General features: G+C 71.3%; 18 protein-coding genes. 1 reads left to right on the forward strand and 17 read right to left on the reverse strand.

Features of this window, described 5'->3' with window-relative positions:
* Positions 1-26: 26 nt before the first annotated feature.
* From AMK26_RS10510 to AMK26_RS10580, 17 genes are all read right to left on the reverse strand, one after another.
* Positions 27-1,448: a phage major capsid family protein gene (locus tag AMK26_RS10510; protein WP_073754239.1), complete on the reverse strand. Its 1,422-nt coding sequence runs from the start codon at positions 1,446-1,448 to the stop codon at positions 27-29.
* A 144-nt stretch (positions 1,449-1,592) separates the two neighbouring features.
* Entirely contained in the window at positions 1,593-2,408 is an 816-nt protein-coding gene (locus AMK26_RS10515; protein ID WP_073754240.1) for an HK97 family phage prohead protease, read from the reverse strand.
* The gene (locus AMK26_RS10520) at positions 2,405-3,595 is read right to left on the reverse strand and encodes a phage portal protein (protein WP_073754241.1); all 1,191 of its coding nucleotides are present in this window, start codon (positions 3,593-3,595) and stop codon (positions 2,405-2,407) included. Before AMK26_RS10520 ends, AMK26_RS10515 begins: the two co-directional genes overlap by 4 nt.
* Positions 3,592-3,768 (reverse strand): hypothetical protein, encoded by a 177-nt coding sequence (locus AMK26_RS10525; RefSeq protein ID WP_198944027.1) that lies wholly within the window; start codon positions 3,766-3,768, stop codon positions 3,592-3,594. Before AMK26_RS10525 ends, AMK26_RS10520 begins: the two co-directional genes overlap by 4 nt.
* Before the next feature lie 13 nt (positions 3,769-3,781).
* Entirely contained in the window at positions 3,782-5,329 is a 1,548-nt protein-coding gene (locus AMK26_RS10530) for a terminase (protein ID WP_079277535.1), read from the reverse strand.
* Positions 5,292-5,840 carry a helix-turn-helix domain-containing protein gene (locus tag AMK26_RS10535; RefSeq protein WP_338015569.1) on the reverse strand — a complete coding sequence of 183 codons (549 nt, stop codon included), beginning with the start codon at positions 5,838-5,840 and terminating at the stop codon, positions 5,292-5,294. Before AMK26_RS10535 ends, AMK26_RS10530 begins: the two co-directional genes overlap by 38 nt.
* A gap of 174 nt (positions 5,841-6,014) precedes the next feature.
* Positions 6,015-6,278: a DUF7352 domain-containing protein gene (locus tag AMK26_RS10540; RefSeq protein ID WP_073754244.1), complete on the reverse strand. Its 264-nt coding sequence runs from the start codon at positions 6,276-6,278 to the stop codon at positions 6,015-6,017.
* 12 nt (positions 6,279-6,290) lie between these two features.
* Entirely contained in the window at positions 6,291-6,578 is a 288-nt protein-coding gene (locus AMK26_RS10545) for a hypothetical protein (protein WP_143608487.1), read from the reverse strand.
* 15 nt (positions 6,579-6,593) lie between these two features.
* Entirely contained in the window at positions 6,594-6,884 is a 291-nt protein-coding gene (locus AMK26_RS10550; RefSeq protein ID WP_073754246.1) for an HNH endonuclease, read from the reverse strand.
* Position 6,885: 1 nt separating this feature from the next.
* Positions 6,886-7,140 carry a MerR family transcriptional regulator gene (locus tag AMK26_RS10555; RefSeq protein WP_073754247.1) on the reverse strand — a complete coding sequence of 85 codons (255 nt, stop codon included), beginning with the start codon at positions 7,138-7,140 and terminating at the stop codon, positions 6,886-6,888.
* Between the two features lie 176 nt (positions 7,141-7,316).
* Entirely contained in the window at positions 7,317-7,604 is a 288-nt protein-coding gene (locus tag AMK26_RS10560) for a hypothetical protein (protein WP_073754248.1), read from the reverse strand.
* Between the two features lie 7 nt (positions 7,605-7,611).
* On the reverse strand, positions 7,612-7,758 hold the full coding sequence (locus tag AMK26_RS36915) for a hypothetical protein (protein ID WP_158071108.1): 147 nt from the start codon (positions 7,756-7,758) through the stop codon (positions 7,612-7,614).
* 76 nt (positions 7,759-7,834) lie between these two features.
* The gene (locus AMK26_RS10565; protein ID WP_073754249.1) at positions 7,835-8,485 is read right to left on the reverse strand and encodes a hypothetical protein; all 651 of its coding nucleotides are present in this window, start codon (positions 8,483-8,485) and stop codon (positions 7,835-7,837) included.
* On the reverse strand, positions 8,482-8,979 hold the full coding sequence (locus AMK26_RS10570) for a hypothetical protein (RefSeq protein ID WP_143608489.1): 498 nt from the start codon (positions 8,977-8,979) through the stop codon (positions 8,482-8,484). Before AMK26_RS10570 ends, AMK26_RS10565 begins: the two co-directional genes overlap by 4 nt.
* A 19-nt stretch (positions 8,980-8,998) precedes the next feature.
* On the reverse strand, positions 8,999-9,166 hold the full coding sequence (locus AMK26_RS36920; protein WP_158071109.1) for a hypothetical protein: 168 nt from the start codon (positions 9,164-9,166) through the stop codon (positions 8,999-9,001).
* Positions 9,166-10,698 carry a hypothetical protein gene (locus AMK26_RS10575; RefSeq protein ID WP_073754251.1) on the reverse strand — a complete coding sequence of 511 codons (1,533 nt, stop codon included), beginning with the start codon at positions 10,696-10,698 and terminating at the stop codon, positions 9,166-9,168. Before AMK26_RS10575 ends, AMK26_RS36920 begins: the two co-directional genes overlap by 1 nt.
* 73 nt (positions 10,699-10,771) lie before the next feature.
* Positions 10,772-11,077, reverse strand: coding sequence for a hypothetical protein (locus tag AMK26_RS10580; RefSeq protein WP_241837852.1), 306 nt, complete (start codon positions 11,075-11,077; stop codon positions 10,772-10,774).
* Between the two features lie 137 nt (positions 11,078-11,214).
* Here AMK26_RS10580 and AMK26_RS10585 point away from each other — a divergent pair, with 137 nt between their 5' ends.
* Entirely contained in the window at positions 11,215-11,478 is a 264-nt protein-coding gene (locus AMK26_RS10585) for a hypothetical protein (protein WP_241837853.1), read from the forward strand.
* The last annotated feature ends 22 nt before the right edge of the window (positions 11,479-11,500 follow it).

The following is an 11,500-nucleotide window of genomic DNA, read 5'->3' on the forward strand; positions in this document are numbered from 1 at the left end:
CGTCGCCGTCCGGCGCCCTGGCCGGATCAGAACGCCGGGGTGACCAGGCCCGTACCGCCCACCTTCTGCATGCCGTTGACGTAGCGGCCGAAGGTGTAGGCGAAGTACGAGTAGGCGACCAGGAGCACGCCGAGGCTGGCCGCGGCCGGCTGCTCGGCCCGGATGAACAGCGGCGCGTTCGGGTCCTCCCACAGGTGGCACTCCGAGGCGGGGACGACGTACAGCTCGTCCTCGTTGGTGCCCGCGCCGAGGTTCGTGGCGATGTTGTTGTCGACGATGACCTCGAGCCCGCACGGCAGTACACCCCGGGGGCCGGAGGCGTAGCTGCTGTTGGGGTTGAGCTGGCCGCTCGCCTGGACCGGCAGACCGACAGTGTTGATCATCGGCCATGTCGAGGACATCTGGCTGGACAGCCAGTACCAGCGCCGCGAGTGCATCACCGCGTGGCTGGGCGCGCCCATCGCGAGCAGGTTGGCCTCCACACCCGCGGCCGCACCGAGGATCTTCGGGTACATCTCGGCGCCGGTGGGGCTGGCGTCGGTGTAGGCATTGGCCTGCGCCACGGCGCTCAGGCCGGTGGTGGCCTGGTTGAGCAGGGTGGTGTCCAGCCGGGTCGCAACCCGGTTGAACAAGTCCTGCATGGTGACGTCCTCGATGCCGTTGCCGCGGTCGATGGCCTGGCGGGAGACGGTCTGCTGCCCGGCCGCGGTCTGCACCGGGACGGTCAGCAGGGTGTCGTCCATGTCCTGGTTGGTGACGGCCGTGTTCTGCGAGGCCTGCAGTCCCGCGTCCGAGGACGTGGTGATGCGGGAGATCTCGATCGACATGCCCGACTCGGGCAGCGGGTGCTTGTTGCACACGTCGGCGAACGGCCGCAGCGCGGCGGTGGCCGGTGCGTACAGGTCGGTGAGGTACTGCGGCACGGTCAGGCCGGCGAACGAGCCGGTGCCGGTCGCGCGCTGCATGTACTCCGCCCGCTCGACCCGCTCTTCCTGCATGTGCCGGGCCAGGCGGGAGGACGCCTCCACGTCCTGGAAGAGGAACTGGCGGGAGATGTCCATCAGGAAGCCCTTGCCGAGGGGGTCCTGGTCCTTGCGGTAGGTGCGCTCCTCGTTGCCGACGCGGGCGACCTGGTCGTAGGAGGGGCGGCGGGCCTGGGTCGGCTTGGCTTCCCGGGCCTTCTGCTCCCGCTCCATCTCCTCAGTCTTGATCTTGTTGGCGTTGGCCAGCTTGTTCTCGATGCCCGCGATGTCGCTGCGGGCCTGGTCCCGGCCGGCGAACAGCTCGGCGACCCGCTCATCCTCTTCCACGGTGAGGGCCGAACGGCCGTCCTGCTGCGCCTTGTCGAGGATCAGCTGCACCTCGGCGCCGCACTTCTTCAGCCGCTTGTGGGCGGCCTCCAGCTCGACCTCGATCGAGGCGATCAGGTCGTCAATGGTTCCGGGCATGCCGGTAGTCCTTCCGGTAGATCGGGTGGTGGTGTGTTGCGGCGCGACCGGGCGGCCCGGGGCATCTGCCGGGCATGGGCCCTGGTCCCGCCTCCGGGCGATCTGCCGGAGGGCGTGCCGGGGAAAGAAGAGGGGGCGGCGTGCTCAGTAGTCGTCGTCGGACACGAGCAGCCGGGTTCGGAGCATCGCGATGGAGCGGCCCATCTTGGGCGCGTCCGTCGGGGCCGCCGGCGCGGCCGGTGCCGTCGCGGGCACCGTGGCGCGGGTGGCCGGGATGGTCAGATCCGACCGTGCTGCCAGCCGCTCGTACGCCTCGCGGGCGACGATCGGCGGCAGGTTGGGGATGGAGGCGAGGAACTCGCCGGACCGGGCGCTCACCGAGGTGTGGGGGTTGGCGCCGTAGGTGACGGGGCCGACGTCACCGCGGTCCAGGTCGAAGGAGTTGATGCGGTACTCGGTGTAGTCCGGGGACCACTGGCCCGAGGTGATGCGGAACATGAACGACTGCTCGCGTACGTCGTCGTCCTCGAGGGCCTGGACGAGCAGCTGCACATCGGCCCGCTTGGGGTTGACCCACGCCCGCTGCCCCAGGCCCGCGTCGTCCGCCCACAGTTGCAGCCTGCCGTTCCTCGTCCCGGCCATGGGGGTTCCGGCGTGGTTGAACCGGAACACCACCTCGGGGTCGGCCGCCAAGGTGGCGTCGGCCGCGCCGTGGCTGACGATCTCGGTGTAGGGGCCGAACATGTCCCACATCTCATAGCCCTGCTCGAACGCCGAGGCGTAGCCCTCGATCTGGTACCACTCCTGTCCGTCGCGCTCGACCTTCTTGGCGCGCAGCTGGGAGGAGAACCGCAGCTCGGGGGATTCGGGCCGGTCGCGGGGGACGGGCATGGCGGTGGTGCCGGCGGCGGCGGACCGCGCGGCGGCGGCCTGCTCCCGCAAGGCGGTCATGGTGGTCATGGCGTCGCTCCTGGGGTTGCGGGGATGGGCTGCGGAGTCGGGGTGGGGCTGGTGCCCTTGCCGAACAGCCGGTCGAACTCGGCCAGCTGGGACTCGGTGAACGGCGGCCGGTCCTCGAGCTCGCGCGCCTCGGACGGCGCCAGCTGCCGGGACTCGATCTGGGTGCGCAGCATCTGCGCGCGGCTCTGCGGGTCCATGCGCAGCAGCGCATCGCTGTTGAGCTTCACGAACCGCGGCCGGGAGGTGAGCGAGGACAGCGCGTTCTCCCGCCGGATGATCGCCGGGCCGAGAGACATGATCAGGAACTGCAGGTTGCGCTGTCCGATGTTCGCGTAGGTCACCGAGCTGCCGGAGGCGGCCGCGTCGATCAGGTCACCAGGGCAGTCGAAAAACCGCGCGATGTCGGCGATGCCGTACCGCTTGGCCTCGATCCAGTCCGAGCCGGCCGCCTCGGCCTGGATCATCTTGTAGTCCCAGTCCTGGCCGGTGACGAAGATGTCCCCGTTCTGAGTGGCCGCCTTGAAGCGCCGTTTGGTCTCCTCGGCGGAGGCCAGGTCGATCGTCTTGGCGGTGTTCTTCAGGTGCGCCGAGGGGACGGCGCCGTTGCCGAACCAGTCGAGCGCGAACTGCTGAATCGACTGGTACTCGCCGATCGAGTAAGCCGCGAACGCCACCGGGGACAGGCCTACATGCATGCCCGACAGCGTGTACTGGCGTTCGTGCCAGATCCGGGACGGGTCGAACTCCTCACCGCCGATCCGGTACTTGTACAGCGCGCCGGCCTTCACACGGACGGTCACCTCGGCAATCGGTACCAGCTCTATCCGGGCAGGGAAGCCGAGCCCGTCGAGCGCGGTGATGATGCCGACGCAGTTGCCCGCGCGGTCGAGGTCGATCTGGCTGGAGTACAGCCATTCGACGATGTCCACCCGCTCGCCGCCCGGCTTCTGCAGGACGGGGGGCTTGGGCACCTCCACCTGGATCCCGCCCACCTTGCGGTAGACGTCGACCGGCATGGTGGAGATCAGGTTGGCCCGCAGCCGCAGACACGCCCACACCGCCGAGTTCCGCATGGCGGACTCGTTGGTCACCAGCGCATTACCCGCGCGCCGGTCCGGGCGGCGCGGGATGAGCTGATCGGCGGTCGGCGGAGCCCACGAGCGGCGGGAGGGTCCGAACAGGCTCACGGGCCCTCACCTCCCCCGCCCCTGCGGGCGGCGGTCAGGGAACCGGCCAGGACCACGACGCCCGCCACGGCCAGCGCCGCCCAGCCCAGCAGCCGGTACGCGCCCGCCGCGGCGCCGGCCGCGACGAGCAGCAGGCCCAGGACGTCGAGCCACGTGGTCATCTGCTCGCGCACCACACCGCTCCTCTCAGTAGATCGAATCGAGGACGTCGTAGTCGTCGACCACGGCCGGCCCCTTGGTGAGCAGCGCCCACCGGGCCTCGGTGACGGCGACCAGCGGGGAGATGTCGACGAGGCTGCTGGTGCGGTCGAGCGTCCACGCGTCGCCGACCCGCCGCGTGCGGGCGCCGTTGACAGCGGCCGTGAGCGGCGCCTGGTCCAGGTGCCGGTCGGTGCCCTGCCGCATCGCATCCGCCAGCTGCCCGCACGCCTCGGTCATGTCACCGGTCCGCACGACCACCAGGTGCCCGCGGTGCGGGGCCTTCTTCTCCTTGGCCTCGGGCACGGTGATACCGGCGGCCACCAGGTCGTCGATGAGCGATCCGGCCGGGGTGCTCGAGGAGCCGATGGCGACCACCAGCGGATTCCACAGCCTCTTGAGCCGCACCACGGCAGGCACCACCCAGTCCGTACCGGCGCGCCGGTCGACCAGCTCCAGGTGCACCCGCCCATCAGGCCGACGGATCGCCACGCCGATCGAGGCATGGGCCCGGTCCTGGGAGACATCGACGGCCAGCGCCATCGGCCCACTCGGCCGGGACTCCTTATCAACCAGGCCCGGCCACGACGCCTTGGGCACGTTCGGGTCGACCGGCGGCGCGGCCTTGCGGGTCCGGTTGAGGTAGGCCCGGTCGAACTCGGCCGGGTCCAGCGTTTCGAGCTCGGCGCGGATCGTGTCCTCGGTCACCGTGTGCCCGAGGGCGGGCAGCGTCGCCCACCAGGTCGCCGGATCATCCCGGGGCAGGTCGTCCGGAGCGAACCACTCGAAGTACGCCGTACGCGGGTGCACCCCGGTCTTCCACAGCTCCTCGATCAACTCCCGTCCGGCCTTCCGCTTCTTGTTGAGGAAGACAGACTTCTCGGTGCCGCCGGCGGACGCCCACCACAGCTGCGCCATGGGCCGGGTCAGCATGGCGGGGCTGAAAGCCTGCTCAAGCCGGTCGTCCTCGTGCGCGAACGCCTCGTCGATCACGCCCAGGTCGAGCGGCGGCCCGTGGCCAGCCTTCTCGGTGTTGGACGTGATGCCGATCCGCGACCGGGTGGACCGGTTGATGATCGCTTCGTGGCCGTTGTTCTTCCGGATGTGGAATCGGCGCGCCAGACGCGAGGCCTCGATGGTGACCCAGAACTCGTCTTCCCACCGCTCCCGCGCCATCGACCGCGTCTGGGCGGCGTAGATGATCCGCTGCCGCTTCCACGCGCTGGCGCGATGGACCTTGACCGCGAGGATGCCCTGAGTCTTGCCCTGCTGGCGCGGTACGGACAGCCCGACATTGCGGTGCCAGAACATCCCCGTAGCCGGGTCGAGTTCGAGGGCGACGTCCCACACGTATCGCTGCCACGGCATCGGCGTGTACCCGAGCCGCTCCATGACCTTGGCGACCTTGCCGCCCAGGGTGGGCAGTTCGGGGCGGCGCGGGGTGCCCCACATCGGCGGGCAGTTCAGCCCGTACAGCTCGCGGCACTGATCGACGAACTCAGTCGGGGGACGCCAGGTCACCGAGGTCGTCGTCATCGTGCGGCTCCTTGGGCGCCAGGCCCCGCAGCTCGGCCAGGACCGCACGCAGTTCCTTGGCCAGGGCGTGCAGGCTGTTGCCGAGCGAGGCGGGCGCGTCGATCTCCTGCGCCAGCCGCACCGCTACCGCGGCCAGGGTCGGCGCCGTGGGGTCCAGGTCCTCGAGGGGACCGAGCGCGTCGATGTCCTCCAGCACGCGCCGCCGCACCATGCCGGGCGCGGATGCCTCGGCGAACGGGTCGGGGTCCTCCTGGTCCTGGTCGGTGTCGGTCAGCAGGCGGGCCGGCCGGACACCGAGGGCGGCAGCGATCGCCACCAGGTCGTCGACGTCCACCCGTCGGGCGCTCGCCTCGATCTTGCCGAGGACGGAGGTGCTCATGGGGCGGCCGGACTCAGACACCCGCGCGGCGAGGGTCTGCTGATCCCAGCCGCGGCGTTGGCGGCAGGCGGCGACCTGGGCCGCCACCCGTGCGCCAGCCTCGCCAATCTCGAGGGGGCGAGCCGCCATCATCGCCTCCCCTATATGCCGAAGGCCGACCCGCGATCATGGCGGCCCCTGGGAGGGGCCAGGGAGAGAAATAAAAAAGCTGGGCGCGGGGCTGGGAGGATGATCACCGCTAAAAACCGGGGCGCGCCCGGGCCTGGCCGGTCAGCGAGCTCGCGGGATAGCGGACGTTGATGCAGGTCACACGCGCTCCATCACGTGCCACACCAGGGCACCATGCGCGGTGAGGGCGGTGCCGACGTGGCGCAGCGGCTCGGCCGGCAGGGGCTGGCCGGTGCCGAACACGCGGAAGCTACGGCGAGGCGTGGGGCTGGTGGTGTGCAGGGCCCAGAGCTCGACCACGTCGGGCGTGCGGGCGGCGGTGTGCAGGACGGCGCCGGTCAGCTCCAGCTCGTGCCACTGGTCGTCCACGGGGATCTCGTAGCGGTAGATGGCGTTCGGCATCGCGCGCCCTCCCTACGTCGTAGCCACGCCGTGGCGGTCGAGGAGCTCCCCCATGCTGGGCAGTTCCTGTACGGGGATCCAGCCGGAGGTGTAGCCGCAGTTGCACAGCAGGTGCACCATGCCGGTCGCGCGGTGCTCGATCCACTGGGTGCCGTCGGGTTCGGCTGGCCCGGGCCGGGACTCGACCTGGTGGCGGACGTGCAGTTGGTGTCTCTTGGTCCAGGAGGTGGGCTTGGTCTGGATGTAGTCGGTCATGTCCTGGCCGTCGATCTCCAGGTAGGTGATGCTGCTGACGTCCACCACGGTGTGTCCTCTCTACGGTCCGGCGTACCAGTCGCGGGAGGTGACCAGGCGGGTGAGCTCGGCCAGGGACTTGTTGCCCTTGTCGTTGTTGCACTTGCGTCCGCAGACCGGGCAGCCGTCGACGCCGTGGATCGGGGCGAGGTTGTCGGGGTCGGTCTGGGCGCCGCCCTTGCTCACGGGGATGACGTGGTCGGTGGCGTCGGCCTGGCCGTGGCCGCACATGATGCAGACGTCGGACTCGGCCAGGACGCGGGCGCGGGCCTTGCGGTAGGCGTACGAGGTGAGGTCGGCGCGACCGGCCATGTCAGTTCGGGCTCGGTGAGGTGATGCCGACCAGGCGCAGCGCGCGGGCGCGGGTGGCGAGTTCGGCGCGGGCGACGTCGGCGAGGCGGTACAGGGGGCGGTTGTCCTCGTCGAGGCCGGCGGCTTGGAGGTGGCCGCGGGTGGCCCACTGTCGGATGGTGGCGGGCCGGATGCGGGCGGCGCCGGCGGTGATGAGCTGGCGGGCGCGGTCGGCGTGGGCGGCGGCCTCGGCGGTGGTGAGCCAGGTGGTGGCCATGGGGCTCCTTCCTGGGTAACGCGAAAGCCCCCGCCTGGTGGGGCAGGGGCTCGATGGGCACACGTGTGCTGCTGGCAGCAGTGTGACGCTAAGTCGCGATCTTGTCCAGTCGTGTGGGTTGGCCCCGCCGTGACGGGGGCGTGCGCGGCGGGGCCGGTCTCGCGGGGGCGGGGCGCCTACATCGGAGCGGCGCCGGCCCCTGTGCGGCGCAGTGTCCAGTCGGTGCCTTCGCGGCGGACGTCGAGGTAGGCCATGCCGGTGCGGCCGTCGGGCAGCACCACCCGGACGGGGCCATGGGCCCCGCAGTCGGCGGAGAAGCCCTCGGGCGCGCTGGCGGCCGGGAAGGATGTCGCACCAGTCCAGTAGCGGACCCCGGCTTCGGGCGGTTCCTCGGTCAGCGTCACGGAGGGGTAGTTGATGCCGCCGATGGTCGCTGGCCCGCTGTAGCGGAAGCGCTCGGTCATGCCGCCATCATCCCTTCTTCGGGGCGCCCGGCACAGGCTTCTCTTCGCGGTTGGTGTAGCCGCCAGTGATCGCGGAGTACTGGTTGCTGTGGGGGTTCTCGGGGACGGCCTGCTTCGGGTCGCGGGTCGGCATGGTCTTCTTCAGCGGTGCCATGATGGCGGTCCTGTCTCTCGTGTGGGATGGGAACCGGGGCGGCCGGTGTCTTGGCGGATGCGGCCGCCCCGGGGCTTCAGCGGGTGCGCACCGCGTGGTGGCGGCGACCCTCGGAGACGTCGTGAACGACTGCCCCCGCTTGTCCGATGGCCTCTACACGCAACCCCTCTCGGCGGCTGGTCGGGTGCTTGTTGTTGGTGTTGGCGTTGGTGTCTGACCTGCAACAACAACCGTCCCCGGGCGCGCCGTCGGTGAGGGGAGGGGCGGGCGGGATGTCGTCCTGGTGGACCCCCGGCCCATTCCCGCCGCTCGTACGCACGCCTTCACGGACCCGGATGCCGGACGCGTGCAGGAGGTTCCGCACGGTGCGGGTGTCGGGCAGTTTGAGGTAGTCGCGGAGCCCGGTGAGCAGGACGCCGTTGTCGTCGCCGACGAGATGCCGCAGCGCCGTGCCCATGTCCTTCTCGGGTTCGGGTTCCTCCGGGGTCTTGTCCTCGGCCTGGGCGTCTTGACGGGCGGTCCAGCGGGCGTGGCCGCGCTGCCAGCCGAGGCACAGCAGGACGCCGAGGGCGATGTACGCGATCCACGGGAAGACGGCGACGATCCCCCACACAGCGAGCGCCGCGACGACGCACAGGATCAGGCGGGCGGTGCGCTCGCTCACTCCCCTGGGCTCGTCCGGCTCGCCGCTGGGCTCCGGCTCGGTCGGCTGCTCGATCTCGCTCATCCGAAGACCCCGGTGAACGCCGAGCCGGCGAGGTTCACGCCGCTGCCGAGCGGGATGGCCGCGACCCCGGCGACGTTGCCGGACAGGGCCATGAGGATCCCGGCCAAACACCCAAAGACGATCTTGAGTGTGGACGTGCGGGGCCCCCAGTAGAGGAATGCGGCGAGTGCGATGGTGATCAGGAAGACGATCACGTAACCGCCGGGCGTCAGGGCGAGTTGCTGTGCGCGGGTGACGTCCGGCGCGGTGCCGCCGACGCCAAAGACGAGGCCGACGTATCCGGCGACATTCCCGGCCCACAGGGCGACCCAGGTGGTCATTCCGAGGAGCGACCAGGCGCCGAGTGCGGCCAGGGCGAGGAGCATCCCGTACAGCAGGGAGAGTACGAACGGCACCAGGGCGCCGAACCTCCTTTTCTCGCGGAGGTGCCAGCGGATGAGGAAGACGACGACGATGCCGACGCCGATGGCGACGCCGCCCAAGTTGATGGCCATGTACGGCATGGAGGGGTCCTTAGAGGTGGAAGAGGGCGGCGACGGCGGCCGCAGCGGCGGTGACGAGCGCGACGGTCTTCACGGCGGGCACCGCGTACTCGGCCCGGACGGTGCGCGGGGCGAGGACGACGAGCGCCAGGCCGGCGACCATGGCGGCCGTGCCGAACCCGATCAGGGTGAGGGGCATCACGCGGTCCTCCGGTCCGGCTGCAGTTGGTCGCGCAGCTGCTGGGCCTTGTCCTGGCCGATGCGCAGCATGGACTTGAGGACGGCGACGGGTGCCGGGCGGCCGTGCAGGTCGAGGTAGGCGGCGTTCACCTTGCGGGCCCTGTCGAGTAGGGGGTCGCTACCTGCCGGGTCGCCGGGTAGCGGCTCCGGATTGTCGGTGGGGTCGTGGGAGGTAGCGGGCGGGTCGGCCTGCTCGCCGTGGTCCGGCGGCCGCGGGGTCATCCAGCGCGCCCAGTCGGGCAGGGGTACCTGTGCGTGCACGCGGCGCGGCCGGTCTACCCGCGCGGCCGACACGGGCGCGGGTGCGGCTACCTCAGGGTGTACCTCGGGCATCGGGGCGAGGTAGAGGTGCAGGCCAGAGCCGGGTACCTCGGCGTCCGCGCCGGGTAGCGGATCGGGTACGGCGGCGAGTTCGGGGCGCTCGGCGGGCGCCGCGACCGGATGGGGCGCGCGGGGCGCGGCAGGCGGGTTGCCCGCTCGGGTAGCTACCCGTACCTGGGCCTCGGAGACGGGTACCCCGTACTCGGTGAGCAGCGCGGCGAGTTCGGCCGGGGTAGCACCCGGGCGCGCCGCGTGCACCTGGCGCACGGCGGCGAGCGGGTCCATGGCCCGGAGTTGGGCGCCGGTCACGCCGAGCGGGGTAGCCGGGTAGGGCTCGGGTACCAAGTCGACTACCCACGGGGAAGGTAGGGCCATGGTGCGCAGCTCGCCGGAGGTACGGCGCGCGGCGAGGTCCTGCAGGAGCCGGTGCCGCTGGGTGGCGTTGGTGCCGGCCTGGGCGCGGGAGACGGCGGCGGCGAGGCGGGCGCGTCCCCAGGGGCCGAGGCGGCGGCGGGCTCCGAGGCGTACGGCGCGGGCGGTGGCCCGGTCGCGGGTGATCTGCTCCGCGGTACGGTCCCGGGTCGCCAGCCCCAGGTAGGACAGGAGCCGTTCACGCAGCTCGCGGCCGATGAGGGCGGGTAGGCCGGTGGACAGGGCGGCTGGGCGTGCTACCCGGATTTCCAGGCCCATGGCGAGGTGCCAGAGCAGACCGGCCATCACGGGGCCGATGACCGCGCGGACGGTGCCGCCGATCAGGCCGGACTCGGCGTAGCACGGGATGATCTGCACGCCGGTGATGACCCAGACGAGCACCCCGGGCACCCCGGGCGTGCCTGCCTCGGTGTCGGTAGCGGTGGCGGCCTTGTTGGCGCGGGCCATGATGCCGCAGGCGAGCAGGGCGACCTCGGCGGCCGCGAACATCACGGCCCGCTCGGTCGTGTCCGTCATGCCGAGCCAGTTGCCGGCGAACCGCCAGCTGGTGTCCGCCGAGTAGGCGGTACACACCAGTGCACCGGCGGCGGCGACAACGACCGCGCCGGAGGTAGCGCTGCGGACGGCGCGCACCGCACTCCAGGTAGCGGCGGCGGTGATGAGTAGGACGGTGGCGGCTGCGGTGGCGGTCGGCCAGGGGTGTTCGACAGCCCACCGGGTGAGCTGGTCAGCGGTCACGGGGTGGCTCCTTGGAGCGTGAGGGTGGCCGGGCCTCGGCGGGGGTGGTCCGGGGCCCGGCCGGCCGGGGTGGTCAGCGGGCGGCGCGGTGCAGGATCAGCCCGTACTCGCCGCGGGTGATCGGGCGGGTGATGCGCGGCATGAGGGCCAGGACGGCGCGTTCGAGGGCCTCGGTGCCCTCGCCGACGCCGTAGTGGGCCTGGGAGAAGCGCAAGGCCAGGGCCATGCGCAGCGGCTCGCGCATGGGGCCGTCGGGGCGGACGTCGGTCAGGCGGTCCGCGATGGCCAGGAGCGTGTCGCTGACGTCCTGGCGGGGGACGGCGGTGGCGGCGCGGCGCAGACCTTCTTCGGCCTGGGACGGGTAGGTACGCTCGGGCATGGTCATCTCCTGGTTGCGCAGGTTGATGGCTGGCCCCGGTCGGTGTGTGGAAGCCCGACCGGGGCCGTTCCTTGTTGCCGGAATCAACGTACCGACCCTGTTGCCACATGGCAACAGGGTCAGACAGGATGGTGCCCATGGCCGAAGCCGAAGGAGGGCCGGACATGGTGTCGTTCCGCGAGCTCGCGCGGAGACTCGTTGCTGACGGGATCGTGGAGACGATCTCGCATCAGCGGCTGTCGAAGATCTCCCGGGAGGACCCGGCCTTCCCCCCGGTGATGAGGGTCGGCAAGACGAACGCCGTCGACTACCGGCTGGCCGCCCCGTACTTCAGGAACCGGGTAACTCGGCCTGGCTGGCGCACTGACCTGAAGGGCAAGCCGCCGGCCTCGGACGAGTAAGCCGCGCGTCTGCGGGCCCCCG

This window comes from Streptomyces sp. CB03234 (assembly GCF_001905885.1).
Taxonomy (GTDB): Bacteria; Actinomycetota; Actinomycetes; order Streptomycetales; family Streptomycetaceae; genus Streptomyces.